This is a genomic window from Pandoraea pulmonicola, from assembly GCF_000815105.2.
GTDB classification, from domain to species: domain Bacteria; phylum Pseudomonadota; class Gammaproteobacteria; order Burkholderiales; family Burkholderiaceae; genus Pandoraea; species Pandoraea pulmonicola.
The window spans coordinates 5,621,984-5,647,832 of sequence record NZ_CP010310.2 but is presented as its reverse complement, the minus strand read 5'-3'; the positions used below and the strand labels follow the sequence as shown (position 1 = coordinate 5,647,832).

Below are 25,849 nucleotides of genomic sequence, written 5' to 3'. Positions count from 1 at the left end.
ATTGAGGCCCGCCGAGACCCGGGCCCGGCGCACCTTTCAAAAAAGATGCATTCCTGGAGGAGTTTCAATGTCGACGATGGGCAAATACGCCAAGCGCACCCTGCTGTGCGCGGTGGCCGCAACGTTGTTGGGGACGACCGGCGCGGCATTCGCGCAGGATACGAAGACGGTTTCCGTGCTGGCGATCGTGGAGCACCCGGCACTCGACGCCATCCGCGATGGCGCGCGCGACGAACTCAAGGCTGAAGGCTACGAGGTCGGCAAGAACCTCAAGTGGGAATATCAGAGCGCACAGGGCAACGTCGGCACCGCCGCGCAGATCGCCCGCAAGTTCGTGGGCGACAAGCCGGATGCGATCATCGGCATCGCCACGCCGACCGCGCAGGCCGTGGCGGCGGCGACCAAGACCGTGCCGCTGGTGTACTCGGGCGTGACCGATCCGGTCGCGGCGCAACTGGTGAAGAGCTGGGAGCCGTCGGGCACCAACGTGACGGGCGTGTCGGACAAGCTGCCGCTCGACAAGCAGGTCGCCCTGATCAAGCGTGTGGTGCCGAACGCCAAGCGCGTGGGCATGGTGTACAACCCGGGCGAGGCGAACTCGGTCGTGGTCGTCAACGAACTCAAGAAGCTGTTGCCCGCCGCCGGCATGACGCTGGTGGAAGCCGCGGCGCCGCGTACCGTCGACATCAGTTCGGCAGCGAGCAGCCTGGTCGGCAAGGTCGACGTGATCTACACGAACACGGACAACAACGTCGTGTCGGCGTACGAGTCGCTGGTGAAGGTTGCCAACGACCGCAAGATCCCGCTGGTCGCCTCGGATACGGACAGCGTGAAGCGTGGCGCCATCGCGGCGCTGGGCATCAACTACTATGATCTGGGCCGTCAGACCGGCAAGGTCGTGGGCCGCATCCTGAAGGGTGAGAAGCCGGGGGCGATCGCTTCGCAGACCAGCTCGAACCTGGAACTGTTCGTGAACACGGCAGCGGCCGCCAAGCAAGGCGTGACGCTCTCGGACGATCTGGTGAAGGAAGCCAAGACGGTTATCAAACAGTAAGTGCGCGTGACACCGGTGCGGCGGGCCGACCGTCCGTGGCATCGGTGAACGACAGGGCGGCGCCCGGACACGATCTGTCCCCGCCGCTCTTTTCCTATCGAATGGGCGGGATGGCTCCCCCCGAACGCGGTCGCAAAACGACCGGCTATGACCCGAACTGGCCGACGCCGGCCGTGCGAGCGCTGCTGATGCCGTGACCCGGCACGGGCCGTCTTGCGCAGTGGAATTACGAAAATGTCCCTTTTTTCTATGATGGGCGCGCTGGAGATCGGTCTGATCTTCAGTCTCGTGGCGCTCGGGGTGCTGATTTCCTTCCGCATCCTCAACTTTCCCGATCTGACCGTTGACGGCAGCTTCGCGCTTGGCGGCGCGGTGGCTGCGACGCTGATCGCTGGTGGCACCAACCCGTTCGCAGCGACGCTGGCCGCGATGGCGGCGGGCTCGGTGGCCGGGTTCATCACCGGGTGGCTCAACGTGCGTCTGAAAATCATGGATCTGCTGGCCAGTATCCTGATGATGATCGCGCTCTATTCGGTGAACCTGCGTGTGATGGGCGCGCCGAACGTGCCGCTGATCACGTCGCCGACCGTCTTCACGATGCTGCTGCCGGAGAACGCACCGGGCTGGCTGCCCGACTACGTGCTGCGTCCGGCCATGTTGCTGGTGGTCGTTGTCGTGGTGAAGCTGGGTCTCGATTACTTCTTCTCGTCGCAGCAGGGGCTCGCGATGCGCTCGACGGGCGCGAATCCGCGCATGGCGCGTGCGCAGGGCGTGAACACCGGTCATGAGATCCTCGCGGGCATGGCGTTGTCGAACGCGCTCGTGGCGCTGGCGGGTGCGCTGTTCGCGCAATCGCAGGGCGGGGCGGACATCTCGATGGGCATCGGTACGATCGTGATCGGTCTGGCGGCGGTGATCATCGGCGAGACGATTCTGCCGGCGCGCCGGCTTATCCTCACGACACTGGCCGTGGTGGTCGGCGCCGTGCTGTATCGCTTCTTCATCGCGCTCGCGCTGAACAGCGATTTCATCGGTCTGAAGGCGCAGGACCTCAACCTGGTGACGGCCTTGCTCGTGGCGGTGGCGCTGGTGCTGCCTGCGACGCGTCGCAAGCTGTTCGCGCGTAAGAACGGAGGCGCCTGATCATGTTGAGCGCAAAAGATCTCAAGATCACTTTCAACCCGGGCACGCCCATCGAGAACCGTGCACTGCGCGGCATGTCGCTGGATATCCCGACCGGCCAGTTCGTGACGGTGATCGGTTCCAACGGTGCGGGCAAGTCGACGTTCCTCAACGCGATCAGCGGCGACCTGACGGTGGATTCGGGCAATATTTCGATCGACGGCAACGACGTCACAAAGAAGACGGCGTGGCAGCGCGCGAGCCAGGTGGCGCGCGTGTTCCAGGACCCGATGGCCGGCACGTGCGAGGCGCTGACCATCGAAGAGAACATGGCGCTGGCGGTCAAGCGGGGTGAGAGTCGCAGCTTCCGGTTCGCACTGAACAGGGAACTGCGCGAGCGTTTCCGCGACAAGCTGAGCCTGCTCAACCTCGGCCTGGAGAATCGTCTGTCGGACCGTATCGGCTTGTTGTCGGGCGGTCAGCGCCAGGCGGTGAGTCTGCTGATGGCGTCGTTGCAGCCGTCACGGATTCTACTGCTCGACGAGCACACGGCGGCGCTCGATCCGAAGACGGCGGCGTTCGTGCTCGAGCTGACGGCGCGCATCGTGCAGGAAAGCAAGCTGACGGCGATGATGGTCACGCACAGCATGCGCCAGGCGCTCGACTACGGCGATCGCACGGTGATGCTGCACCAGGGCAAGGTGGTGCTGGACGTCTCGGGCGAGGAGCGCAAGGGGCTGGACGTGCCTGACCTGCTGCAGATGTTCGAGCGCACGCGCGGCGAACAACTCGACGACGATGCGCTGCTGCTGAGCTGACGCAGCGTCGAAGCCGTGGAAAGAGCCCGACGAAGCGACCGCTTTGGCGGGTTTTTTCCTTTGTGTCCGGTGCTTACGTGGCAGCTGCGCTACTGGGGGCGCTGGCGCGCCGCGCGATACGCAGCCAAGGGGAAGTTTGGGGGAATACCGCAAGGGCCAGCGGAAACATCCGATTCTGGCCCTCGCTCTGCCGTCCTTACGGCACGTAGTCCAAGCGCGGTCCCAAGCGCGGTCCGTTACCCGTTCTTGAGCGCCAGCGCTCGCTCGTAGAGCGCGTTCCTGGGCGCGCCGGTGATGGCCGCGGCGAGTTTGGCGGCGCTCTTCGTCGGCAACTCGGCCACGAGCAGCGCGAGCACGCGCTGCGCTTCGGCGTCCACGCCGTCGTCGACGATGCTCGCCGTCGCGCCCGACACCGCCAGAACGAACTCGCCGCGCTGGCGATTCGCGTCCGCCTTGAGCCACGCCACGCCTTCGCTCAGCGCGCACTCGTGAATCTCCTCGAAACGCTTCGTCAACTCGCGGCCGATCAATAGCCGGCGCTCGCCGCCCAAGCCCTCGGCCAGCGCCGCGACGGTCTCCACGATCCGGTGCGGCGCTTCGTAAAACACCTGCGCCGAGAGTGAACCGGCCAACGCCGTGATGGCCTGCGCACGCTGTTGCGCCTTCGGCGGCAGGAAACCCACGAAGGTGAACGACTCCACCCAGGCGCCCGCTGCCGACAGCAGCGTGATCACCGCGCTGGCGCCCGGCACCGGCACCACGCCGAGCCCGGCGGCGCGGACTGCATCCACCAGTCGCGCCCCCGGATCGGAGATGCCGGGGGTGCCAGCGTCCGAAATGTAGGCGATGCGCTCGCCGGCCTGCAAACGCTCGACGAGCCGCGCCGCGGCCGCATTTTCGTTGTGCTCGTGGGCGGCGATCAGCGGGCGATCGATGCCATAGCGCTGCAGCAACTGCGCGCTGTTGCGCGTATCTTCACAGGCGATGGCGTCCACCATGCCGAGGATATGCAACGCTCGCACGGTGATGTCGGCGGTATTGCCCAACGGTGTGGCGACGACGTACAGCGTGCCCGTCGGGTAATGCTGGCCCTCGGCCAGCGACAGCAGACGCTCGCTCATGACGGCGTCCTCCGGCGAAGCGAAGCCATCGCCTCATGGGCCTCATGGGCCTCTCGCGGCGCAGCGACACCGGCATTGCCGGAAACGGTAAACATCGGAACAACCATGTCGAATCAGCTAGGAGTTTCGTTCGAGAGCCGCGCGCAGACCTTGCTCGAGCGACGCGGCTGGCAGCTCGTCGCGCGCAACTATCGGTGTCGCGGCGGCGAAATCGACCTCATTATGCGGGATCGCGCCGGCGTACTGGTATTCGTCGAGGTGCGCGCCCGGGCGCGCAGCGATTTCGGCGGCGCTGCCGAGAGCATCAGCCGCGCCAAGCGACGGCGCCTTGCGCTGGCCGCACGGCACTATCTGCTGCGCCGCCCGGCGGCGCGTTGCCGCTTCGATGTCGTGGCCTTCGACGGGCGGCCTCCCGTGGCGCGCTGGCTACCGAACGCCTTCGACACCGACGACCTCTGAGGAAACCCAGCCCCGTCGGCCCTGTTACACTTGCGAAAGTGCCGTTTCCAGATATACGGCCCCGGATTGCCGGCCGGCGCTGGGCGTTGCCCTCGCGAGGCCGGCCGCTTTTGCGACACCCTGGCAAACGACCATGTCGATCGAACGAATTCAGCAACACTTCACGGATAGCGTCGAAACCAAACTGGCCGCGCGCGAAGTCTTGGCGGACCCGATTGCCGCCGCCGCCGAGGTCATGTTCAACGCGCTGTCCAACGGCAACAAGATCCTTGCCTGCGGCAACGGCGGATCGGCTGCCGACTGCCAGCATTTCGCCGCCGAACTCGTCGGCCGCTTCGAGCGCGAACGTCCCGAGCTGCCGGCCATCGCGCTGACCACGGACTCGTCGATCCTCACCGCCGTCGGCAACGACTACAACTTCGACGCTATCTTCTCCAAGCAGGTGAAGGCACTCGGTCAGCCGGGCGACATCCTGCTGGCCATCACCACGTCGGGCAACTCGAGCAATGTGCTCGCCGCCATCGAAGCCGCGCACGAGCGCGAAATGCACGTGATCGCACTCACGGGCAAGGGCGGCGGCAAGGTCAACGGCGTGCTGGGCGAACTGGACGTGCACATTTGCGTGCCGGCCGATCGCACCGCCCGAATTCAGGAAGTTCACCTGCTGACGATTCACTGCCTTTGCGATCTGGTTGACGCGATGCTGTTCGGCGACGCGTGAACCTATTGGCATCCTGAGGCGTCAAGATCATGACGGGTACCGGATCGCGGGGGCGGACGGTGCCGGCTGGGCGCGGCGGGGGCCGCCCCGTTCGACCATCCAACAAGGAGAATGACCGATGAGTTTCCAACGCGTGCAAGGCGTTGTTAAGCCGCTCGTAGCGGCAGTGTTGATCGCAGCGACCCTGGCCGGTTGCGCCCCCATCATCCTCGGCGGCGCCGCCACCGGCGCGCTCATCGCCACCGACCGCCGTTCCGTCGGCGCGCAGACGGAAGACCGCGAGATTCAGGTCAAGGCCGAAGCCAACATTGCCAATACGCTGACCGACGACGCGGTGCACGTGAACGTGACCGTCTTCAACCGTCGCGTACTGTTGACCGGCGAAGTCCCGAACGAGGCCAGCAAGCAGGCCGCCGTGAACATCGTCAAGCAGATCAGCAACGTGCGCGGCATCGTCGACGAACTTGCCATCGCGCCGAAGAGTTCGTTCGGCTCGCGCTCGAACGACGCGTGGATCACCAGCAAGGTCAAGGCCAACCTGATCAATACGAAAGAGATCTCGGCCAACGTCTTCAAGGTGGTCACCGAGCGTGGCGACGTCTATCTGATGGGTCTGGTTTCGCCGGAGGAGGGCACCATCGGTGCGAACGTGGCGAGCCGTATCGATGGTGTGCAGAAGGTCGTCAAACTCTACGAATACGTGAAGCCGGAAGAGGCGCAGCGTCTGTCGACGGAAGCCCAGAAGAACCCCGCCCCGGCGCAGCCTGACGATCCCAATGCGGCAACGGTGACGACGACCCCGATCGGCAACGATACCGTGACGGCCAAGCCGCTGTCCTCGCCGGCGCCGATCAGCGAAGGCCCGGTCAAACCCGGTCCGTCGACCAAGACCGGCAACTGATGCCCGCCTCCGGAGCGCATTGAAGCGCCCCCGGAAACTGACTGCGCACATGCGTGCTCCCCATCCCATGCCGAACCGCCGGTATCGTCTCCGTCAATCGCGGACGATACCGGCGGCCTTCGTTTTGAGCGCGGCGATGTGGATGACGCAGACGGGTTTCGCGGCGTCCGCCGAGGCGGGGGCGGCGAACGCGCCCGCGATGCGCGCTGCCTCACCCGTGTATGTCGCGCCCGCCGTGCCGGCTGCGCCCATCCGGCCCGACTGGCAAGCCCGCGACTGGGCGCTCGCCTGCATGAGTTGCCACAGTGCGTCGGCGCCGGTGAGCGCTGGCAAGGCAACGCTACCCACGCTCGAAGGTCGCCCGGCAGCGGAGCTCGTCGCCACGTTGCAGGCCATGCGTGACGGGCGGCGTCCCGCGACGCTCATGCCGCAGCTTCTCAAGGGCTACCGCGACGACGAGTTGCAGCGCATCGCCGCGTACTTTGCCGCGCAGCCCGCGCCCGCCGTGCTCTCCATGCCGTCCACGCCGCCGTCCCTGCCGCGCACTGCACCGCGCCCAATCCGATAGGCAACGCCCGCATGCAACGTCGCGACTTCCTTTTCCGACTTTCCCGACTGGGGACGATGGCCGCGCTGGCGAGCTTGGCCGGCGCCTCCCGTGCCGCCCCCGCGCAAGCGCGTCTCGCACCGCTGTGGCCGACTCCCGTGAAAGCGCGCGCTCGCGTGGTCGTCATCGGGGGCGGCTTTGGCGGCGCGACGGCGGCCAAGGCGCTGCGAGTACTTTCCGGCAATACGATCGATGTCACGCTCGTCGAGCCGAACGCCGCTTTCGTCTCGGCGCCGCTGTCGAACCTCGTCGTCGGCGGCAACCTGCGTGTGAGCGACCTGACGGTGCCGTACGACGCGCTCGTCGCACGACATGGCGTCGTCTGGCGGCGTACGCGTGCAAACGCTATCGACGCCGTGCGGAAACAGGTGCAACTGGCCGACGGCGGCCGCTTGCCGTACGACAAACTGATCGTGTCCCCTGGCGTGTCGTTGCGGCGAGAGGCGATCGGGGGACTCTCCGACCCTGCCGTCCGCGAGGCGCTGCCGGTCGGCTGGACCGACGCGCGCGAGAGCGCCGCGCTGCACGCCCGGCTGCGCGCGATGCCCGATGGCGGCGTGTTCGCCATCACGATTCCCGAAGCGCCGTTCCGCTGCCCGCCCGCGCCATACGAGCGCGCCTGTCAGGCGGCGGCCTGGCTCAAGCAGCACAACCCGCGCGCCAAGGTGCTCGTGTTCGACGCCAACGACCAGGTGCTGGCGGAAGCCGAGCAATTCCACGACGTCTGGCGCACGCAGTTCGGTAGCATGCTCGAGTACCACCCGCAGTTCAACTGCACCGAGGTCACGCTCGACGGCGTCAAACAGGTTGCGCGCTTCGAGCTGGGCGAAGAGGTCCGGGCCGACGTGCTGAACGCGATTCCGCCGATGCACGCAGGTGACATCGCGACGGCGAGCGGTCTGGCGACGGCCAACGGTCGCTGGTGCGACGTCGACTTCCTCACGTTTGCATCGACGGTGCAGCCCGATATCCACGTTCTCGGCGACGCCGTCCAGATCGCGCCGCAGATGCCGAAATCCGGCCACATGGCAAACCAGCACGGCAAGGTGTGCGCAGCGGCCATCGTCGCGACGCTGGCCGACCGCCCGGTCAATCCCGAGCCGCTCTACAGCAACACCTGCTACACGTTCGTCTCGGCGAACGAGGCGATGCACGTCGCGAGCGTGCACCGATACGACGCTTCGCAGCGCACCATGCTCCCCGTGCCGGGCACGGGCGGCGCGTCACCACGGGCCACACGCGACGAATTCGCCCGGGGACTCGCATGGGCACAGGGCATCTGGGCCGACATGCTGGCCTGACGCGGATTTCGGCGACGTTCGCCGTTGCGCGAAATGCGTTTGGAGGATGCTCTCTAAGCGCCGCAACCTACGTGCCATCACGATGAGTTCCCGCAATGTTGTGTGGGGGCCGCATTTCCCCGAGTTTCCCTCGTTGACGGAGGCTCGGACCTCTCGGTTACACTGCCTCCACGAAAAAATAATCGTTGGGGAGATAGGGATGGCGCATCGCCAGGGGGAGTCCCGTCTCGCGTCGCGCGTTGCGCGTGCGGACACCATCGAATCACATCGGGCGCTCCACTTCGGGTTGCACCGACACTGCAGGGTTGTTCACTTCGTTGCCGCATCGATTGCCGCCGTCGGCCTGCTCGCTACGCAGCACGCGCGTGCCGACGCCAGTCCGGTCCGCGGCGACCCCATGCAGAGCATCCCGAAGATCGAGGCTCCCAAGGCGCCCGCCCCCACCCTCCGTATTCAGCCACCCACGCAGGAAGACGCCCTCAAGGCCCTGCTTGCGCGCAGGATCACGCCGCAGCGTTTCGGGATCGAAGGCGTCAAGTCGTTGCCGTTCGATCAGGTCGCGGCGCTTTTCGCGCCGATGGCAGGCAAGGAAGTGACCATCGGCGATCTCGTCGAGACGGCCAACCAGGTCACGAAGATGTACCAGGACGCCGGCTACCTGCTGTCGTTCGCCTTCGTTCCGGCGCAAGACTTTGCCAACGGTTTCGTGCGCGTGACGATCGTCGAAGGCTACATCGCCAGCACAAAGATCACCGGCAAGCCCGGCCCGTCGGAGCAGCGCCTGCGTGACATTGCGGCGCATATCGAGGCCGAGCGTCCGCTCAAGCGCGCCACGTTCGAGCGCTATCTGAACCTGCTCACGCTCGTGCCGGGCATGAAGATCAAGGCCGACGTGCAACCGCCCACACAGACCGACGGCGCGACCGAGTTGTCGCTGGACGTCTCGCGTCAGCCCGTGGCGCTCGGCACCTCGCTCTCGTACAACAACCCCGGCGTTCGCGGTGTGTTTACCGTGACGAGCAACGCGCTCACGCCGCTGGGCGAACAGATCCAGCTCACGGCCATCGCCCCGAAGGGGCACAACGACGAAGAGTTCTACGCGGCCTCCTATATTCAGCCGCTGGGCTCGAACGGTCTGCAGGCGCGCTTGGACGCGTCGCACTATCGCGGCCAGCCCGACGATCAGGCGCTCGCCGGGCTCACGCGTCACCTCGATACCAAACGCGTGGCCGTGAGCGTGTCCTACCCACTGCTGCTCAACAACCAGCGCAGCCTGACGGTGAGCGGCGGCATGTACGGCGTGAATTCGCGCGACCGCTACGAGGTGCCGAATTCACCAAACTACATCAATTCGCAGACGAACGTGCGCGCAACGCAGGTGCAACTCGTCTACAACGAGATCACGGAGAAGCAGACGCGCAGTGCCACGCTGGGCGTGTTCAAGGGCTTCAACGGGATGGGCGCGAGCCAGTCGTACACCACGCGGCCCGCGGGCGTCGCACAGGTGCTCGGTCCGTACGATCTCGGCTTCTGGCGCTTCACGCTCGACGGCAAGCAGGGCGTGGTGCTGCCTTGGGAATTCGGCGTCGTGGTTTCGGCCGGCGCGCAGTACAGCAGCAACACGCTGCCGACCTCCGAGCAGGCCACGTTCGGCGGCCAGCGCTACGGCCTCGGCTATCCAGCCGGGGAAGTGGCGGGGGACAAGGGCTGGGGGGCGTCCATCGAAATCAACCGCATGTTCCGCACCGACTTCCGCTATCTCAAGACAGTTCAGCCGTATCTGATGCTCGATACCGCCAAAGTGTATGTGAACCGCGGACAGTTGTTCCACAACCAGCTCGCGTCGATCGGACTGGGCATGCGCATCTCCGACAGCAAGTATTACTCGCTCGATCTCTCGTTGGCCAAGCCGATGGCCGACGCGCCCACCAACTCACCCAACCGGCCGCTGCGGTTCAACGCGAACTGGTCCTATCAGTTCGAGTGAGGCCGGGTGAAAGAGAAAACGACAGCGACGACGACAGTGTCATGACCGCGAAGGCGGACGTCACCACGGCGTCCGCCTTCGTCGCTTTTCGTCCATCGTCGCGTTTGCGCCGTCGCGGTATCCTTGGCTTCGTTCGACGAAAATCACGGCGCCGATCATCGCCGTCGCGACGTCCCCCTCTCATTTTTCTTATCAGGTTTTTCCCTGATGCCGCGGACCGCGTTTTCCTCATCCCGGTTGGTCCCTCCGTCCATGCTCGTCGCATCGGACGGTGCTCAATCGCATAAAGCGAAACCCGCTATATCCATCCGTATACACGGAAACGCAACGAAGCCGCCGGCCTTCGGCCCCCATACGCCCGGGTCCGATATGTTGCAGTGCAACTTGCGTCCATCGCCCGTTATTTTGATTATCCGTATATGCGTATGTAGGCATATACGAAATTCCTTGTGCCTCCACACGAACTCAAAGAAAGACCGTCATGGAAGAACTCGATCGCGTATTCGAAAAGGTGTCGCACTACTTCAGCCTGCTCTCCGAGCCGACGCGGCTGCGGATTCTGCATGCGTTGTGCGGCGGCGAGCGCTCCGTGAGCGATGTGGTGACGGACGTGGGTTCGTCGCAGACGAACGTATCGCGGCATCTCGGTGCGATGTACCAGGCGGGTGTGCTGGCGCGTCGCCGCGAGGGCAACCAGGTGTATTACGCGATCGCGGATACCGGGGTGGTCGAGATCTGCCGCGCCGTGTGCGTGCAGGTTGCCGGCCGAATCGAGGAGGAGGCCCTGCCGGAGCAGGCCGTCGACGGCTTCATGCCGCGAGGGCACTGACACACGCCGCAGGCCGTTGTGAAACCCAGGGGCGCGTCGCTTCGGCGTTGCGCACCCGATGTGGCGGTCCAGTGACGCCGCAATACCGCAAGACCCGCAGGACAGCGCGGCAACGAGACCGCGTGCAAGTGCCTTAAGCCCGTCAGCGTCCTCGCGGATGCTGGCGGGTGCCACAAAACGCGAGGAGACAGGGTGAGCGACAAACCATCGCGGGCCGGCCGTTTGCGCCGCGCCCCGGAGAATTTCATCGACGGCACACTCGCCGCCGATATCGCGCGCGACGGGCTGAGCCCCACGCGGCGCAGTTTCCTCCAACGCAGCTTCCTGGCTGCGGGCGCCGCGCTCGCCGGTGGCGCCGCCTTTGCCGCCGACGCCCCCAAAATCGCTGGCGACGGCGATCCGATGATTCTCGAGCCGCGTCCGTGGGCCACGTCGCTGGGCCAGCCGGTCGCCGCCCGCCCGTACGGCGTGCCGTCAAAGTTCGAAGCGAACCTGCAGCGCCGTCAGTCGCCGGGGCTCACCCAGACGGCGCAGGCCTCCGTGGCTTTCACCCCCCTGCAAGGCCTGTTCGGCATCATCACGCCGAGTGGCCTGCACTTCGAACGTCACCACCAGGGCTGGCAGGAGATCGATCCGACGCAGCATCGCCTGATGGTGCACGGTCTCGTGCGCGAGGCCAAGGTGTACACGATGGACGACATCATGCGTCTGCCATCCGTCTCGCGCATGCACTTCATCGAATGCGGCGCGAATACCGGCATGGAGTGGGGCAATGCCGCCGTGCCGACCGTCCAGTACACGCACGGCATGCTGTCGTGCTGCGAATTCACCGGTGTGCCGCTGTCGGTATTGCTCGACGATGTGGGCGCTGATACCAAGCGCGGTCGGTTCGTGCTCGCCGAAGGCGGCGATGGCTCGGGCATGACCCGCACGATCTCGATGGAGGCGGCGCTCTCGGACGTGCTCGTCGCCTGGGGCATGAACGGCGAGATGCTGCGCCCCGAGAACGGTTATCCGCTGCGGCTCGTCGTGCCGGGCGTGCAAGGCGTTTCGTGGGTGAAGTGGCTGCGTCGCATCAAGGTTGGCGACGCCCCGTGGAATACCAAGGACGAAACCAGTCACTACGTCGATCTGATGCCCGACGGTCAGCATCGTCAATACACCTCGATCCAGGAGTGCAAATCGGTGATCACGTCGCCCTCGGGCGGCCAGGCGCTGCTCGATCGCGGCTATTTCAACGTGACGGGGCTGGCCTGGTCGGGGCGCGGGCGCATCAAGCGCGTGGACGTGTCGACCGACGGCGGCAAGTCGTGGCGTCAGGCGCGTCTGGAGTCGCCCGTCTTGCCCAAGTGCCTGACGCGCTTCAATTTCGATTGGAACTGGGACGGTTCGCCGGCGCTGCTGCAAAGCCGTGCGGTGGACGAAACGGGATTCGTGCAGCCGCGCTATCGCCAGTTGCGCGACGTGCGCGGCACCAAGTCGATCTATCACAACAACGCGATTCAGACGTGGCAGGTGGCAACGAATGGGGAGGTGACCAATGTCCACGTCGATTGAACGCAAGTCGCCGCACGCCATGAGCCGCAATGTCCGGTGGTTCGTGCTCGGCATGCTCTGGGCGAGTACGCTGGCGCTGGTCGGGTTGACGCTCGCCGCGTGGATGTCGTCGCCTGCGAAGGCGGCGCCCGCGGCAACGTCGAGTGCTTCCGGGCTCGCGGTCAAGGGCGCGCCGTCATCGCTCGGCAAGGCGCCGTCCGGCATCGGACGTGATGCCACGCCGGCCGAGTTGGGCGCGTGGGACATCGACGTGCGGCCCGACTTCAAGGGCTTGCCCAAGGGGCAGGGCTCCGTCGCCGACGGTCAGAAGCTCTTCGATGCACGCTGCGCGTCGTGTCACGGCACGTTCGGCGAGAGCAACGAGGTCTTCAATCCGCTCGTGGGTGGCACCACGCCCGACGACATCAAGACGGGACACGTGGCGTCGCTGCGCGCCAACAACCAGCCGGTGCGCACCACGCTCATGAAGGTCGACACCGTGTCGACGATCTGGGACTACATCCGTCGCGCCATGCCGTGGAACGCACCGCGTTCGCTCACGCCCGACGAAGTGTATGCGGTCACTGCCTACATCCTGAACCTCGGCGAGATCGTGCCATCGGACTTCGTGCTGTCGGACAGGAACATCGCCGACGTGCAGAAATTCATGCCCAATCGCAACGGCATGACGCGCGCGCACGGCATGTGGCGCGTGGGCGACAAACCGGATACTCATAACAAGGCGTGTATGCAGGATTGTCCTGGGGCTGGTATCGTGACGTCCGCACTCCCTGCGTACGCCCGCGACGCACATGGAGATCTGGCCGCGCAAAACCGTGTCATCGGACCTGTGCGCGGTGTCGATACGAAGCTGCCCCCGCTGTCGGGCACCGCCGCGCAAAATGCGTCGGTGCGCAAGACGGCGGCCCTCGCCACGCTCGGCATGGCGAGTCCGGACGCGCCGGCCCAAACCGCCGCTGCGACGTCACCGGCAGCAACGCTTGCGGACAAGAACGGTTGTCTGGCCTGTCACGGCGTGACCGACAAGAAGATCGGGCCCGCCTTCTCGGAGGTCGCCGCCAAGTATCATGGGCAGTCGGATGCGACTGAAAAACTGGTGGCGAAGATACGTGCCGGAGGCGCCGGCAACTGGGGCAGCATGCCAATGCCGCCGCAGTCGCAGATCGCCGAAACCGACGTCCACACGATGGTCGACTGGATTCTCCGTGGTGCACATTGAGCGGGCAGGGTGTCCGACGGCCGGGTCAAACCACGTAAGTCGCCGCAGGACGCCGTCCCCTACACAAATCGAAGGAGATACGATGAAGAAGATTCTGATCGCTGCAGCCATGTTGGCCGGCGCCTCGCTGGCCCATGCCGGTGTCGATGTCGCGGCAGCGACCAAGCTCGCCGCCGCCAACGCCTGTATGGGTTGCCACGCGGTCGACAAGAAGCTCGTGGGCCCGTCCTATCAGGATGTCGCCGCCAAGTACAAAGGCGACAAGGAGGCCGTGGCGAAGCTGGTCAAGAAAGTGAAGGTCGGCGGTTCGGGCGTCTGGGGTGCGATCCCGATGCCGGGACACCCGAACATGTCGGATGCCGACGCCAAGATCCTGGTGGATTGGGTCCTGGCCGGCGCCCCGGCGAAGTAAGCCAGGGGCAGGGGGCTCGCCGGCCGGCCGCGATGCAGCACCGCGTGGCGGGCCGGGCGAGCGAACGGCGGCCGGTGCGGTACACGCATGGCGCATCGGCGGCCTTCAGAGAAGGAAACACACAGAGATGAACCAACAGCGACGCGACATGCTGCGGTTTTCCGCGGTAATGGGACTGGCGGTGGCCGCCGGGCTGATCAAGCCCGAAGAGGCACGCGCGGCACAGGTGGAGTGGAACAAGGCGGCGTTTGCCACCAGGAGCGTGGCCGACACGGTCAAGGCGCTGGGCGGCACGAGCGCGAGCCCGAGCGACCTGGTCGTGCTGACCGCGCCCGACATCGCCGAAAACGGCGCGGTCGTGCCGGTGGCGGTGACCAGCAAGGCGCCGAATACGCAATCGATCGCGATTCTGATCGAGAAGAACCCGAACACGCTTGCCGCGTCGTTCGACATCCCCGATGGCACGGAGCCGTCGGTGACCACGCGCGTGAAGATGGGCCAGACCTCGAAGGTCTATGCGCTCGTCAAGGCGGACAACAAGTTCCTCGTGGCCGAGAAGGAAATCAAGGTCACGCTGGGCGGCTGCGGCGGTTAAGCGGCGCATCGTAGAACAAGAGGAGCCAAAACATGGGTAATCCGATGCGCATTCGCGCAAGCGAGGCAGGCGGCGCCGTCGAGGTCAAGGTGCTGATGAGCCACATCATGGAAACCGGCCAGCGCAAGGACGCTTCCGGTAATATCGTGCCGGCACACTTCATCCAGAACGTGACGGTGGCCTGCAACGGCAAGACGGTCCTGTCGGCCGAGTGGGGCCCGGCGGTGTCGAAGGATCCGTTCCTGTCGTTCAAGTTCAAGGGCGCCAAGAAGGGCGACAAGGTCACGGTGACGTGGACCGACAACAAGGGCGACTCGCGTACGGACGAGACGACCGTCGCCTGAAGGCGAACGCCGGCGTATGGCGGGCGGCGCGTACGCGTGCTGCCGCGCCGACACCGGCCGGGTAGGACGCGCGGCTTGCACGCGTGTCGTGCGCGTCGTGTTGTGTGCACGGGGGTGTCCACCCCCCTGTCGTCGTGCCAACCCAACCCACAAGAGGAGAGCCAGATGAAAGAGGCGCGAAACAGCGCACATGCGAGCGCACCAGTCGCGGCGCGAACCGGTACCGCGGGCGGCGAATGGCTGCGTCGCACCATGCTCGGTGGCATGCTCGCCATCGCGGGGATCGGTGTCCCCGCATTCGCAGCCGACAGCTCGACGGCCGATGCCATCGCGCAATACCGCGAGATGCTCGCCGACGGCAACCCGGCGGAACTCATCGAAATGCGTGGCGAAGAACTTTGGAAGACGCCGCGCGGCCCGAACAACGTGTCGCTCGCGCAGTGCGATCTCGGCCTCGGCGCCGGTGTCGTGAAGGACGCCTACGCGCAACTGCCGCGCTATTTCCCGGATACGAAACGCGTGCTCGACGCCGAGTCGCGCATCGTCGAATGCATGGTGAATCTGCAAGGCTTCAAGCGCGCGGACGTCATCAAGCAACCGTTCTCGAAGGAAGGCCAGGACCCCACCGATCTCGAATCGCTGACCGCGTACGTCGCGGGACAGTCGCGTGGTGCGCTCATTCGTGTGCCGCAGTCGCACAAGCAAGAGAAGGAAGCCTACGCGCGCGGCCAGAAGATCTTCTATTACCGTGCGGGCCCGTACGACTTCTCGTGTGCGTCGTGCCACGGGGCGGACGACAAGCGCATTCGTCTGCAGGATCTGCCGAATCTGACCAAGCCGGCGGCCGCGCGTCAGGCGTTTGCGACATGGCCGGGCTATCGTGTCTCGCAAGGCGCGCTGCGTACGATCCAGTGGCGGATGTACGACTGCTTCCGTCAGCAGCGGATGCCGGAGCTCAACTACGGCTCGCAGGCGTCGATCGACCTGATTACTTTCCTCGGTGTGATGGCCAACGGCGGCAAGATGGACGCCCCCGGCCTGAAGCGCTGAGCGATCGCGAGGCATACCCATGAAAACACTCGCATTGCGCGCGACGGGTGTCGCGCTGGCAGCGGCCGGGGCGCTCGTCGTCGGCATGGCCTTCGCTCAGGGCGAAGGTGTGAAGCTCGTCACCGGGACCACCGATGCTGCCGTCGTTCAGGAATTGCGCGATTCGTTCCGCGGCTCGGGCGTCGCGCAGCTCGATCGCATCGATCAGAGCGAATTGCAGAAGCTGTGCACGCAGTACGCCACCAAGCCGATGCCCGCGAAGATCGCCGAGCGTCTGCAGAAGGCGGAGCTGGCCAACGTGAAGGCGCCCGCCGACGGCAAGTATCTCGGCGACTGGAAAGAGGGTGAGAAGGTCGCCCAGAACGGACGCGGCATGCAGTTCTCCGACAAGGCCGACACCGTCAACGGCGGCAACTGCTACGCGTGCCATCAACTGACCAAGAGCGAGATCTCGTTCGGCAACATCGGTCCGTCGCTGTACCACTACGGCAAGCTGCGCGGCGACTCGCCCGAAGTGGTCAAGTACACGTGGGCCAAGGTCTACGACTCGCACAGCTACATGGCCTGCTCCAACATGCCGCGCTTCGGCGCGGCGGGCATCCTGACGGAGCAGCAGTTGAAGGACGTCATGGCGCTGCTGCTCGATCCGGCGTCGCCGGTCAATCAATAGGCGGGCGTGTCCGGCCGATGGCTTTTCGGCGGAATGACCGAGGTTTGGCGCCGTGCGCGGGATCGTGGAATCGTGCGCATCGGCTTGTGCCGGGTTGCCGTGGCGCTTCGGTCTTCTTGCGCTTATCCGGCGGCTCGTTCGACTCGGGCCTCGGGACCTTCGCTTCCGCCGTTCGTCGTTCATTCAATTTTCGTTCGCTGTCGACTTCCGGAGTACCGCATGAAATCCGAGACTGGTTGGATGCGTCAAGTGAGGACGCGTGCATTGCGGACTTGCGGCGCTTGGCACGTGTTCGGCGTCGTGTTGAGCGCGTTGGTCATGCTCGCGAGTGCGCCGGCGCATGCCGTGGAAGTCGGCGATACGGTGACGCTGCCGTCCCTCACCCTGCTTGACGGCAAGACGCTGCCGGCCAGTGCGTTCAAGGATCGCACGGTCATCGTCGAGTATTGGGCGTCGTGGTGTCCGTTCTGTGCGCAGCAGAACCCGCACGTGCAAAAGCTCTACGACGCCACGCGCGGCAAGCCGATTCAGATCGTTACGCTGTCCATCGACAAGAAGCCGCAGGAAGCCGTCGATTACATCAAGGCGCACGGCTACACGTTTCCTGCCGGGATGGAAAACGACGCCTGGCGGGCGGCGCTCGGCAAGCGTCGCGGGTTGCCGGAGCTGTATGTGATCGGACGCAACGGCAAGGTGTTGCGCAAGGATGTGGGCGAGATGTTCGGCGAGGACGTGGCGGCGCTCGCGGACTATGCCGGCAAGTGAAGTTGCGATCTCGCACCTGGGCGTAGCGACTTGCTTTTTTGCGACTCGCGCCGGTGCGATGAGCTCGAAGCAACCGATCGAGCGAGGGTGAGGTCAATGGCCCGGCAAAGAGTGCCGGGCGGACGTCGCGCGACGCAATCGTCGCGTAATGAATAACAACAAGGGCGGTGCATCGCCGGATGCGCTTGCCACGGAGACGAAATGAATCGACGCGAATTCATGCAGGTGTTGGCGGTGGCGGCGGCCGGGGGAATGGCGCTCTCGCATCACGAGACAGCGGCGGCCAAGGCGGCTGCGGCGTTCTACGATCTGCCGAAGTTCGGCAATGTGCACCTGTTGCACTTCACGGACTGCCACGCGCAGTTGCTGCCGATCTACTTCCGTGAGCCGAGCGTCAATCTGGGCATCGGCGAGCAGGCCAACAAGCCGCCGCATCTGGTGGGCGAAGCGTTCCTCAAGGCATATGGATTGCGTCCGGGCACGCAGGACGCCTATGCCTTCACCTATCTCGATTTCGCGGCCGCGGCGCGCACGTACGGCAAGGTCGGCGGATTCGCGCATCTGGCGACGCTGGTCAAACGCATGAAGGCGTCGCGCCCCGGTGCGTTGCTGCTCGACGGTGGCGACACGTGGCAGGGCTCCGGCACGGCCATGTGGACCAAGGGCCAGGACATGGTCGATGCCACGCTGGCGCTTGGTGTCGACGTCATGACGGCGCACTGGGAATTCACGTATGGCGCCGAGCACGTGAAGTCGGTGGTTGAGGAGCAGCTCAAGGGCAAGATCGATTTTGTCGCGCAGAACGTGCAGACGAACGATTTTGGCGATCCGGTCTTCGCGCCTTACACGATCAGGACGATGAACGGCGTGCCGGTGGCGATCATCGGGCAGGCGTTCCCGTACACGCCGATTGCGAATCCGCGTTATTTCGTGCCGGATTGGACGTTCGGCATTCAGGAGGCGCGTCTGCAATCGATGGTCGACGAGGTGCGCGGCAAGGGCGCGCAGGTCGTGGTGGTGCTCTCGCACAATGGCATGGACGTCGATCTGAAGCTGGCATCGCGGGTGCGCGGCATCGACGCCATCATGGGCGGCCACACGCACGATGGCGTGCCCAAACCGGTCGTCGTTGCCAATGCCGGGGGCAAGACGCTTGTCACCAACGCCGGTTCGAACGGCAAGTTCCTGGCGGTGCTGGACTTCGACGTGAAGGGCGGCAAGCCGGTGGACTTCCGTTACAAGTTGCTGCCGGTGTTCGCGAATCTGCTGCCGGCCGACGCCCAGATGCAGGCGCTCATCGAACGCGTGCGTGCGCCGTTCGCGGCGAAGCTCGCGGAGCCGCTGGCGGTGACCGAAGGCGTGCTGTATCGCCGGGGCAACTTCAACGGCACGTTCGACCAGTTGCTGCTCGACGCCGTGATGGCCGAAAAGGACGCTGAGATAGGCTTCTCGCCGGGCTTCCGTTGGGGGACGTCGCTGCTGCCGGGGCAGGCGATCACGATGGAGCAGTTGCTCGATCAGACGGCCATTACCTATCCGTATACGACGCTCACGCCGATGACCGGCGAGACGATCAAGACCGTGCTCGAGGATGTGGCCGATAACCTGTTCAACCCGGACCCGTACTACCAGCAGGGCGGGGACATGGTGCGCGTGGGCGGTATGGACTATGCGATCGACCCGATGGCCCCGATGGGACGACGCATCACCGAGATGCGTCTGAACGGCAAGCCGATCGAGGCGGGCAAGACGTACAAGGTGGCGGGCTGGGCGCCGGTGGCGGAAGGGGCGCAGGGCGAACCGGTGTGGGACGTGGTGGCGCGTTATCTCCGGGCTCAGAAGACGGTGGTGGCGAAAGCGCCGAAGGTGCCCGTCATCAAAGGGATGAAGGGGAATCCTGGGGCGGCTTGAAGGCTGCCCAACCAGACGGGTGCAGGCGGGCGAGCGCTGGAAGTGGGGTCCGTCAAGCACCGGCCGCCGCGAGATTTCGGCCTGTGTGGGACAAAATCCCGACCAATTTTGTCGGTTGCTCGCCGTACCCCAAAAAGCCGCTATAATCGTTGCTTCGTGTGGGGCGGTAGCTCAGCTGGGAGAGCGTCGCGTTCGCAATGCGAAGGTCGGGAGTTCGATCCTCCTCCGCTCCACCAAATCCCTCTGGGGCATCTCCGGTCCTTATTGATGCCCTTCTTCCGCCGCCCCCCTGTCCCTATTGTCTTCGCCGCTGCGTTCGTGTGCCGCAATGTCACGAACAGGTCAATAACGCAATGGGGCCGGACGATTTGTAAAATATCTTTTCTCTGTCTTGTCCAGGCTATCACACGACAGGTAGAATTGTTCAAGTTCTGACAAAACCAGTCTAGGCATTGAATTTCCGTCCGATGCGGTGTTGTGTGACATCGCTGAATTGCTGACGTAGATACCCAGTCAAATCCGTAACTCAAGGGACCGCCGTTCCTATGACGAGCCGCCAAGCAAGAGTTCAGGAAGACACGTACTTCCGAGTGTTGCGCATTCTTCAGGAAAATCCGGACCTTACGCAACGTGAGTTGGCAGAAAAGCTAGGCGTGAGTGTTGGCGGCCTCAATTACTGTCTCAAAGCACTGATGCTGAAGGGGTGGGTGAAGATGCAGAATTTTGCCCATTCAAAGAACAAATTCGGCTACGTATACGTGTTGACGCCGACCGGTGTCGCAGAGCGTGCCGCGCTCACCAGCCGCTTTCTCAAGCGAAAGATGGATGAATACGAAGCACTAAAAGAAGAAATAGAAGCACTTAAAAGAGAGTGTGAAGTGGGCGAAGAAATTTCGGCGCAACAGGGCAAGATCTAGGTTGCTCGTGTAATGGCCGCCATCACTGTGGCCGCTAGCGTCTGTCATTGATCTGGTAGCATCTGCATCCATTTTGCCTTCACTCGATGCAGGTGAATAAGGCTGAAATTGGTAACCTCTCGGATTTTGGGTCCGTGGTCGTGGAGCAATTTATGAATCTAGCGGGTGTGAAACTTGCAATTGTGGGGCTGGGCTATGTTGGGCTGCCGCTGGCGGTAGAGTTCGGTCGCATGCGCTCTGTGGTTGGTTTCGACATTAATCAGCGCCGGATCGACGAATTGAAAGCTGGCAACGATTCCACCTTGGAAACAACGGCCGAAGAACTTCGCGAAGCAAAGTATCTTTCGTTCACTACGGATGTGAACGATCTTCGCGAGTGCAATTGCTACATCATCACAGTACCCACCCCGATCGACGACTTCAAACGCCCTGATCTCACACCGCTTGTGAAAGCCAGTGAGACGGTGGGGAAAGTGCTCAAAGTGGGCGATATCGTTATTTATGAGTCGACGGTTTATCCCGGATGTACCGAAGAAGACTGCGTGCCGGTGCTGGAAAAGCACTCCGGCCTGAAATTCAATGTCGACTTTTTCTGTGGTTACAGTCCGGAGCGCATTAACCCGGGCGACAAGGAGCATCGGGTTACGACAATCAAGAAGGTTACCTCCGGTTCGACGCCCGAGGTCTCCGTGCTCGTTGACAATCTGTATAACCAGATCGTGGCGGCCGGCACGCACAAGGCGGAAAGTATCAAGGTGGCGGAAGCCGCCAAAGTCATTGAGAACACGCAGCGCGACCTGAACATCGCGTTGATCAACGAATTGGCGCTCATTTTCAACAAGATGGGTATCGACACCGAAGCTGTCCTGAAAGCAGCGGGAAGCAAGTGGAACTTCCTTCCCTTCCGCCCCGGACTGGTCGGCGGTCACTGTATCGGTGTCGATCCGTATTACCTCACCCACAAGGCGCAAGCCATTGGCTACAACCCGGAAATCATTCTGGCTGGCCGTCGTCTGAACGACAGCATGGGTATGTATGTCGTGGCGCAGCTCGTCAAGGCGATGACCAAGAAGCGTATCCATGTGGAAGGTGCAAAGGTCCTCGTCATGGGGCTGACGTTCAAGGAAAACTGTCCTGACCTGCGTAATACGCGTGTGGTGGATATCGTTGCCGAACTTAAGGACTATAACTGCGACGTAGACGTCTACGATCCGTGGGTGAGCGCTGACGAAGCGCGTCATGAATACGGCATCACACCAGTGGAATCTCCGGCGGCCGGCAGCTATGACGCGATCATCCTCGCCGTGGCCCATGAGCAATTCAAGGCAATGGGACCCGCGGCAATTCGCGCTTTCGGTAAAGCCACTAGCGTGCTTTACGACCTCAAATATGTACTGAGCGCAAATCAATCCGATCTGAGACTGTAAGAATGACTGCTTTCGAAAATCTCAAGTTGCAACTCAGCTCCGCGCCACAGACCTGGCTTGTGACCGGTGTCGCCGGATTTGTGGGCAGTAATTTGCTTGAGGCTCTTCTTTCGCTGAATCAGCGCGTGGTGGGGCTAGACAACTTCAGTGGCGGCCATCAGCGCAATCTCGATGAAGTGCAGCGCCAGATATCTCCCGAGCAATGGTCTAATTTCCGATTCACGCAGGGCGACATCCGCGATATCGAGACGTGTCATCAAGTTTGCGATGGCGTCGACATCGTGCTGCATCAGGCGGCGTTGGGTTCAGTGCCGCGCAGCATTGCCGATCCGGTCAACACCAATCAGAACAACATTGACGGGTTCTTGAACATGTTGGTGGCATCGCGCGACGCCAAGGTGCATCGTTTCGTCTACGCCGCGAGCAGTTCAACCTACGGCGACCACCCGGGATTGCCGAAGGTAGAAGATAAGACAGGCAAACCGCTGTCGCCCTACGCTGTGACTAAACTGGTCAACGAACTGTATGCGGACGTATTTGCGCGCACCTATGGACTGAACACGATCGGTCTGCGCTATTTCAATATCTTTGGACGCCGCCAGGACCCGGATGGCGCATACGCGGCGGTCATTCCGAAATGGATCGCGTCGTTGATTCGCAACGAAGCCGTGTTTATCAACGGCGATGGTGAAACGAGCCGGGACTTCTGTTACGTCGACAACGCCGTGCAGGCCAATCTTCTGGCCGGAACCGTGACCAACCCGGACGCGATCAATCAGGTATACAACGTTGCTGTCGGTGATCGCACCACGCTGAATCAGCTCTATCACCACCTGCGCGAGAACCTCGCTGCGAAGTACTCGCATTTGACCGGCGCACAACCCGTCTACCGTGACTTCCGCGCGGGCGATGTTCGTCACTCGCTAGCCGACATTGATAAAGCCCGACGTCTGCTGGGTTATCAACCGACACATCGTATCGGTGAAGGCCTGAAAGAAGCGATGGACTGGTACGTCGATTTCATGGAAACGCGCGTTGCCTGATTGTGCGGCCGGACGCCGTTTCGGTCGGCACACTTTACAACACTGAAGAATGGATCGCGAAGGGGGCTGAAGATGGAAATTGAGCTGGTTCAACTGCAAAAACACGGCGACGATCGAGGCGCTCTGATCGCGCTGGAAGATCAGCGCAACGTACCTTTCGAGATTAAACGCGTCTATTACCTCTTCGGTACCAAAGAAGGGATCAAACGCGGCATGCACGCTCACCGCAATCTCCGACAGATGGTGATTGCCGTGCGTGGGCAATGTCGTTTTCTCCTGGATGACGGCAGCGAGCGCGTGGAGTTGTTTCTGGACAATCCAGCACAAGGACTGTTGATCGAATCCATGATGTGGCGTGAAATGTACGACTTTTCGTCGGATTGTGTGCTGATGGTGTTGGCCAACGCGCACTACGACGAGTCGGATTACATCCGCGACTATAAGGAGTTCCTTGAAATCGCAAATGGAGAATCGCATGGAAGCTAAGAAAGTCTTCATCGTCGGCGCCGGTGAATTTGCGCAGATTGCCTATGAATATTTCACGTATGACAGCGACTACGAAGTCGTTGCTTTCTGCGTGAACAAGGAATACATCAAGGAATCGACGCTGTACAACCTCCCTGTCGTTCCCTATGAGGAAGTGGAGACCCGTTTTCCGGCAGGTGAATATCTCGCCTTCACCGGTATTCCGGCGTCGGACATGAATCGCACCCGTACCCGCTTTTACCAGGACCTGAAGGCAAAGGGCTATTCGTTTGCGACGTACGTCAGTAGCCGCGCATTCGTCTGGCGTAACGCGACCATCGGCGAGAATTCGTTCATATTCGAGATGAACACCATTCAACCGTTCGTGACGGTCGGTAACAACTGTATCCTCTGGAGCGGCAATCACGTTGGCCATCGCAGCGTGATTCACGACAACTGCTTTATCACGTCGCACGCTGTGATTTCCGGCTATTGCGATATCGGATCGGGTACGTTCATCGGCGTCAATGCGACGCTTAACGATAATGTACGCGTTGCAGAGAACTGCTTGATTGCCGCTGGTAGCCATATTGCGAAGGACACCGAAGCAGAACGCATTTACGCCGGTAGCCCCGCGAGAACGGTTCCAGGCAAGTCGAGCTTCGAAGCCGGAATCTAAGGGGACGCCATGTGGACGAAACTGGGGCTTGTGTTCGACGCAGCCAAGCACGCAAATCACGAGTGGTTCAGTAATTCCGCGCTGACACCGCAGCCGTTCCGACTCAACGACGAGACGATTCGTGTCTTTGCCGGGTTCCGTGATGCTGAAGGCGTGAGCCGTATTGGCTTCGTCGATATCGCCTCAGGTGATCCGTCGCGTATTCTGCGTGTCTCGAAGACGCCGGTGCTCGACATCGGTCGCGACGGGTGCTTCGACGACAACGGCGTCATCATGGGCGACGTCGTAAAAACGCCCTCCGGCGTCTATCTTTTCTACGTCGGGTTCCAGCTCGTCAAGAAGGCGAAATTTCTCGCGTTCTCCGGCGTGGCATTGTCCGAAGACGGCGGTGAGACGTTCCATCGTCTGAGCGAGTCGCCGATCCTCGAGCGCGACCGCTTTCAGAGTACGATTGGCGCGATTCATACGGCACGCTACGAAAACGGGATCTGGCGCCTTTGGTTCGCGCGCGGCGATGGTTGGGAGATGATCAACGGCGTTCCGTATCCGCAATACCACATCTGCTACACCGAGACGAAGGACCTACTCAATATTCCCCGCTCGGCCATCACGTGCGTGGAAGCCGTGCGGCCGGAGTATCGGATCGGGCGTCCGAAGGTCTACCAGATCGCCGATGGATCGTACGTGATGTACGCAACCAAGGGCACGATTTCGGGCGAATATACGCCGAGCTTCTTTCGCTCGATCGATGGCATCAAGTGGGAGCGCGACGATTTGAGCCTTGGAATCGCCCCCTCCGAGTCGGGGTGGGACTCCGAGACGCTTTGCTACCCGACCCTGATCAGCGATGATAACCGGACGCTCATGATTTATAACGGCAATAAGATGGGGCTTAACGGCTTCGGTGCGGCCGTTGGCAACCAAATCGTGCTCGCGTGAAGATGGCCGACGTTACCGATTATGGCCCGGCGTTGAAGGATGCGTGGGACAGTGTCGTTCGCAACTCGAAGAACGGCACGTTTCTCCATCTGCGCAATTACATGGACTATCACGCAGACCGTTTCACGGATCACTCGGTCATATTCCACGAAAATGGCAAACCGGTTGCGGTATTTCCATGCAGCGCACATGGCGACAGTGTCGTGAGTCACGGTGGTTTGACGTATGGTGGGCTTGTCTACGGCAAGGACGTGCATGCCACGAGCGTGCTCGATATGTTCGCTGCCATGTCAGGACACTTCAAGGCTGCTGGCTTCAAGAAGGTTATCTACAAGCCGGTACCGCGAGTGTTTCATACTTATCCCGCCGACGAAGACCTGTATGCGTTGTTCCGCGCGGGTGCACGGTTGTATCGAAGAGATCTGTCTTCGGTGGTCGAACTTGCGGCACGTCCCAAGTTCAGTGATTCACGTAAGAACACAGCTCGCAAAGCACCTAAGGCCGGTGCGCGTTTTGAAGAGATCGACGATACGGAAGGTTTTCACGCGTTACTGGAATCTGTACTGGCCCGATTCGGAAGCTCACCGGTCCACTCCGTCGTGGAACTCAGACTTCTCAAATCTCGATTCCCCGAGAACATCCGTCTCTTCGGCGTTCTCCTTGAAGACAGGTTGCTGGCCGCTTCTCTAGTATTTGATTTCGGGCACGTTGTGCATACGCAATACATGGCTTCGTCGGACGAAGGCCGAGTGCTGGGCGCGCTCGATTTTCTGCTAGTCAATCTGATCGAGACGACGTTTTCCGATAAACAGTACCTGAGTTTTGGTATCTCCACCGAGCAACAAGGGCAGTTCCTGAACGAAGGTTTAATCAAGCAAAAGGAAGGCTTCGGTGGACGTGGAATGGTTCACGACTTTTACGAATGGGGTTTGTAAA

Annotated in this window: 27 protein-coding genes and 1 tRNA gene; 27 read left to right on the top strand and 1 reads right to left on the bottom strand. The window is 62.7% G+C overall.

What is annotated here, in order from left to right; translation table 11 throughout:
* Positions 1-67: 67 nt before the first annotated feature.
* From RO07_RS24435 to RO07_RS24425, 3 genes are all read left to right on the top strand, one after another.
* Positions 68-1,054 (top strand): ABC transporter substrate-binding protein, encoded by a 987-nt coding sequence (locus tag RO07_RS24435; RefSeq protein ID WP_039406583.1) that lies wholly within the window; start codon positions 68-70, stop codon positions 1,052-1,054.
* A 234-nt stretch (positions 1,055-1,288) separates the two neighbouring features.
* Positions 1,289-2,197, top strand: a complete 909-nt coding sequence (locus RO07_RS24430; RefSeq protein ID WP_039406582.1) for an ABC transporter permease — start codon at positions 1,289-1,291, stop codon at positions 2,195-2,197.
* 2 nt (positions 2,198-2,199) lie between these two features.
* Positions 2,200-2,994 carry an ABC transporter ATP-binding protein gene (locus RO07_RS24425; RefSeq protein ID WP_039406579.1) on the top strand — a complete coding sequence of 265 codons (795 nt, stop codon included), beginning with the start codon at positions 2,200-2,202 and terminating at the stop codon, positions 2,992-2,994.
* A gap of 236 nt (positions 2,995-3,230) precedes the next feature.
* On the opposite strand, the gene rsmI is transcribed toward RO07_RS24425, so the two are convergent.
* Complete coding sequence (gene rsmI / locus RO07_RS24420) at positions 3,231-4,115, bottom strand: 16S rRNA (cytidine(1402)-2'-O)-methyltransferase (RefSeq protein ID WP_039406577.1); 885 nt, start codon at positions 4,113-4,115, stop codon at positions 3,231-3,233.
* A 105-nt stretch (positions 4,116-4,220) separates the two neighbouring features.
* On the opposite strand from rsmI, the gene RO07_RS24415 reads away from it, so the two are divergent.
* From RO07_RS24415 to RO07_RS24300, 24 genes are all read left to right on the top strand, one after another.
* Positions 4,221-4,574 (top strand): YraN family protein, encoded by a 354-nt coding sequence (locus RO07_RS24415; protein WP_039406574.1) that lies wholly within the window; start codon positions 4,221-4,223, stop codon positions 4,572-4,574.
* A 133-nt stretch (positions 4,575-4,707) separates the two neighbouring features.
* Positions 4,708-5,295 carry a phosphoheptose isomerase gene (locus RO07_RS24410; protein WP_039406571.1) on the top strand — a complete coding sequence of 196 codons (588 nt, stop codon included), beginning with the start codon at positions 4,708-4,710 and terminating at the stop codon, positions 5,293-5,295.
* Positions 5,296-5,413: 118 nt separating this feature from the next.
* Positions 5,414-6,196, top strand: a complete 783-nt coding sequence (locus RO07_RS24405) for a BON domain-containing protein (protein ID WP_039406569.1) — start codon at positions 5,414-5,416, stop codon at positions 6,194-6,196.
* A 142-nt stretch (positions 6,197-6,338) separates the two neighbouring features.
* Entirely contained in the window at positions 6,339-6,764 is a 426-nt protein-coding gene (locus tag RO07_RS24400; protein WP_237171341.1) for a c-type cytochrome, read from the top strand.
* Positions 6,765-6,775: 11 nt separating this feature from the next.
* Entirely contained in the window at positions 6,776-8,104 is a 1,329-nt protein-coding gene (locus RO07_RS24395; RefSeq protein WP_039406567.1) for an NAD(P)/FAD-dependent oxidoreductase, read from the top strand.
* A gap of 199 nt (positions 8,105-8,303) precedes the next feature.
* A complete protein-coding gene (locus tag RO07_RS24390; protein ID WP_084072794.1) occupies positions 8,304-10,091 on the top strand; it encodes a ShlB/FhaC/HecB family hemolysin secretion/activation protein in 1,788 nt (595 codons plus the stop codon).
* Between the two features lie 481 nt (positions 10,092-10,572).
* Positions 10,573-10,920: an ArsR/SmtB family transcription factor gene (locus RO07_RS24385; RefSeq protein ID WP_039406565.1), complete on the top strand. Its 348-nt coding sequence runs from the start codon at positions 10,573-10,575 to the stop codon at positions 10,918-10,920.
* Positions 10,921-11,112: 192 nt separating this feature from the next.
* A complete protein-coding gene (soxC, locus tag RO07_RS24380) occupies positions 11,113-12,477 on the top strand; it encodes a sulfite dehydrogenase (protein ID WP_039406563.1) in 1,365 nt (454 codons plus the stop codon).
* A gap of 103 nt (positions 12,478-12,580) precedes the next feature.
* A complete protein-coding gene (locus tag RO07_RS24375; protein ID WP_052267471.1) occupies positions 12,581-13,696 on the top strand; it encodes a c-type cytochrome in 1,116 nt (371 codons plus the stop codon).
* An 82-nt stretch (positions 13,697-13,778) separates the two neighbouring features.
* The gene (locus RO07_RS24370) at positions 13,779-14,108 is read left to right on the top strand and encodes a c-type cytochrome (protein WP_039406559.1); all 330 of its coding nucleotides are present in this window, start codon (positions 13,779-13,781) and stop codon (positions 14,106-14,108) included.
* Positions 14,109-14,235: 127 nt separating this feature from the next.
* A complete protein-coding gene (soxY, locus tag RO07_RS24365; protein ID WP_039406557.1) occupies positions 14,236-14,703 on the top strand; it encodes a thiosulfate oxidation carrier protein SoxY in 468 nt (155 codons plus the stop codon).
* Positions 14,704-14,735: 32 nt separating this feature from the next.
* Positions 14,736-15,047, top strand: coding sequence for a thiosulfate oxidation carrier complex protein SoxZ (gene soxZ, locus RO07_RS24360; RefSeq protein ID WP_039406555.1), 312 nt, complete (start codon positions 14,736-14,738; stop codon positions 15,045-15,047).
* 264 nt (positions 15,048-15,311) lie between these two features.
* Positions 15,312-16,097, top strand: coding sequence for a sulfur oxidation c-type cytochrome SoxA (gene soxA / locus RO07_RS24355; protein ID WP_418303731.1), 786 nt, complete (start codon positions 15,312-15,314; stop codon positions 16,095-16,097).
* A 19-nt stretch (positions 16,098-16,116) separates the two neighbouring features.
* Positions 16,117-16,767 carry a sulfur oxidation c-type cytochrome SoxX gene (gene soxX / locus RO07_RS24350; RefSeq protein WP_039406553.1) on the top strand — a complete coding sequence of 217 codons (651 nt, stop codon included), beginning with the start codon at positions 16,117-16,119 and terminating at the stop codon, positions 16,765-16,767.
* Between the two features lie 318 nt (positions 16,768-17,085).
* Positions 17,086-17,532: a TlpA family protein disulfide reductase gene (locus RO07_RS24345; protein ID WP_115089294.1), complete on the top strand. Its 447-nt coding sequence runs from the start codon at positions 17,086-17,088 to the stop codon at positions 17,530-17,532.
* Between the two features lie 201 nt (positions 17,533-17,733).
* Entirely contained in the window at positions 17,734-19,443 is a 1,710-nt protein-coding gene (gene soxB, locus RO07_RS24340; protein ID WP_039406551.1) for a thiosulfohydrolase SoxB, read from the top strand.
* Positions 19,444-19,603: 160 nt separating this feature from the next.
* Positions 19,604-19,679: transfer RNA gene (locus RO07_RS24335), tRNA-Ala, on the top strand.
* A 309-nt stretch (positions 19,680-19,988) separates the two neighbouring features.
* On the top strand, positions 19,989-20,360 hold the full coding sequence (locus RO07_RS24330) for a MarR family EPS-associated transcriptional regulator (RefSeq protein ID WP_052266858.1): 372 nt from the start codon (positions 19,989-19,991) through the stop codon (positions 20,358-20,360).
* A gap of 152 nt (positions 20,361-20,512) precedes the next feature.
* On the top strand, positions 20,513-21,787 hold the full coding sequence (gene tviB / locus RO07_RS24325) for a Vi polysaccharide biosynthesis UDP-N-acetylglucosamine C-6 dehydrogenase TviB (protein WP_039406549.1): 1,275 nt from the start codon (positions 20,513-20,515) through the stop codon (positions 21,785-21,787).
* 2 nt (positions 21,788-21,789) lie between these two features.
* The gene (locus tag RO07_RS24320) at positions 21,790-22,830 is read left to right on the top strand and encodes an NAD-dependent epimerase/dehydratase family protein (RefSeq protein ID WP_039406547.1); all 1,041 of its coding nucleotides are present in this window, start codon (positions 21,790-21,792) and stop codon (positions 22,828-22,830) included.
* Between the two features lie 72 nt (positions 22,831-22,902).
* Positions 22,903-23,316: a sugar 3,4-ketoisomerase gene (locus RO07_RS24315; protein ID WP_039406546.1), complete on the top strand. Its 414-nt coding sequence runs from the start codon at positions 22,903-22,905 to the stop codon at positions 23,314-23,316.
* Entirely contained in the window at positions 23,306-23,974 is a 669-nt protein-coding gene (locus RO07_RS24310; protein ID WP_039406545.1) for an acetyltransferase, read from the top strand. Before RO07_RS24315 ends, RO07_RS24310 begins: the two co-directional genes overlap by 11 nt.
* Positions 23,975-23,983: 9 nt before the next feature.
* A complete protein-coding gene (locus RO07_RS24305) occupies positions 23,984-24,913 on the top strand; it encodes a hypothetical protein (RefSeq protein ID WP_039406543.1) in 930 nt (309 codons plus the stop codon).
* A 2-nt stretch (positions 24,914-24,915) separates the two neighbouring features.
* Positions 24,916-25,848: a GNAT family N-acetyltransferase gene (locus tag RO07_RS24300; protein ID WP_052266857.1), complete on the top strand. Its 933-nt coding sequence runs from the start codon at positions 24,916-24,918 to the stop codon at positions 25,846-25,848.
* Position 25,849: the final 1 nt, after the last annotated feature.

What these genes read in the sequence shown, in the direction of transcription:
- RO07_RS24435 (WP_039406583.1), top strand. Translation starts at nt 68, where the DNA reads ATGTCGACGATGGGCAAATACGCCAAGCGCACCCTGCTGTGCGCGGTG.
- RO07_RS24430 (WP_039406582.1), top strand. Translation starts at nt 1,289, where the DNA reads ATGTCCCTTTTTTCTATGATGGGCGCGCTGGAGATCGGTCTGATCTTC.
- RO07_RS24425 (WP_039406579.1), top strand. Translation starts at nt 2,200, where the DNA reads ATGTTGAGCGCAAAAGATCTCAAGATCACTTTCAACCCGGGCACGCCC.
- rsmI (WP_039406577.1), bottom strand. Translation starts at nt 4,115, where the DNA reads ATGAGCGAGCGTCTGCTGTCGCTGGCCGAGGGCCAGCATTACCCGACG.
- RO07_RS24415 (WP_039406574.1), top strand. Translation starts at nt 4,221, where the DNA reads ATGTCGAATCAGCTAGGAGTTTCGTTCGAGAGCCGCGCGCAGACCTTG.
- RO07_RS24410 (WP_039406571.1), top strand. Translation starts at nt 4,708, where the DNA reads ATGTCGATCGAACGAATTCAGCAACACTTCACGGATAGCGTCGAAACC.
- RO07_RS24405 (WP_039406569.1), top strand. Translation starts at nt 5,414, where the DNA reads ATGAGTTTCCAACGCGTGCAAGGCGTTGTTAAGCCGCTCGTAGCGGCA.
- RO07_RS24400 (WP_237171341.1), top strand. Translation starts at nt 6,339, where the DNA reads ATGACGCAGACGGGTTTCGCGGCGTCCGCCGAGGCGGGGGCGGCGAAC.
- RO07_RS24395 (WP_039406567.1), top strand. Translation starts at nt 6,776, where the DNA reads ATGCAACGTCGCGACTTCCTTTTCCGACTTTCCCGACTGGGGACGATG.
- RO07_RS24390 (WP_084072794.1), top strand. Translation starts at nt 8,304, where the DNA reads ATGGCGCATCGCCAGGGGGAGTCCCGTCTCGCGTCGCGCGTTGCGCGT.
- RO07_RS24385 (WP_039406565.1), top strand. Translation starts at nt 10,573, where the DNA reads ATGGAAGAACTCGATCGCGTATTCGAAAAGGTGTCGCACTACTTCAGC.
- RO07_RS24375 (WP_052267471.1), top strand. Translation starts at nt 12,581, where the DNA reads ATGTCGTCGCCTGCGAAGGCGGCGCCCGCGGCAACGTCGAGTGCTTCC.
- RO07_RS24370 (WP_039406559.1), top strand. Translation starts at nt 13,779, where the DNA reads ATGAAGAAGATTCTGATCGCTGCAGCCATGTTGGCCGGCGCCTCGCTG.
- soxY (WP_039406557.1), top strand. Translation starts at nt 14,236, where the DNA reads ATGAACCAACAGCGACGCGACATGCTGCGGTTTTCCGCGGTAATGGGA.
- soxZ (WP_039406555.1), top strand. Translation starts at nt 14,736, where the DNA reads ATGGGTAATCCGATGCGCATTCGCGCAAGCGAGGCAGGCGGCGCCGTC.
- soxA (WP_418303731.1), top strand. Translation starts at nt 15,312, where the DNA reads ATGCTCGCCATCGCGGGGATCGGTGTCCCCGCATTCGCAGCCGACAGC.
- soxX (WP_039406553.1), top strand. Translation starts at nt 16,117, where the DNA reads ATGAAAACACTCGCATTGCGCGCGACGGGTGTCGCGCTGGCAGCGGCC.
- RO07_RS24345 (WP_115089294.1), top strand. Translation starts at nt 17,086, where the DNA reads ATGCTCGCGAGTGCGCCGGCGCATGCCGTGGAAGTCGGCGATACGGTG.
- soxB (WP_039406551.1), top strand. Translation starts at nt 17,734, where the DNA reads ATGAATCGACGCGAATTCATGCAGGTGTTGGCGGTGGCGGCGGCCGGG.
- RO07_RS24330 (WP_052266858.1), top strand. Translation starts at nt 19,989, where the DNA reads ATGACGAGCCGCCAAGCAAGAGTTCAGGAAGACACGTACTTCCGAGTG.
- tviB (WP_039406549.1), top strand. Translation starts at nt 20,513, where the DNA reads ATGAATCTAGCGGGTGTGAAACTTGCAATTGTGGGGCTGGGCTATGTT.
- RO07_RS24320 (WP_039406547.1), top strand. Translation starts at nt 21,790, where the DNA reads ATGACTGCTTTCGAAAATCTCAAGTTGCAACTCAGCTCCGCGCCACAG.
- RO07_RS24315 (WP_039406546.1), top strand. Translation starts at nt 22,903, where the DNA reads ATGGAAATTGAGCTGGTTCAACTGCAAAAACACGGCGACGATCGAGGC.
- RO07_RS24310 (WP_039406545.1), top strand. Translation starts at nt 23,306, where the DNA reads ATGGAAGCTAAGAAAGTCTTCATCGTCGGCGCCGGTGAATTTGCGCAG.
- RO07_RS24305 (WP_039406543.1), top strand. Translation starts at nt 23,984, where the DNA reads ATGTGGACGAAACTGGGGCTTGTGTTCGACGCAGCCAAGCACGCAAAT.
- RO07_RS24300 (WP_052266857.1), top strand. Translation starts at nt 24,916, where the DNA reads ATGGCCGACGTTACCGATTATGGCCCGGCGTTGAAGGATGCGTGGGAC.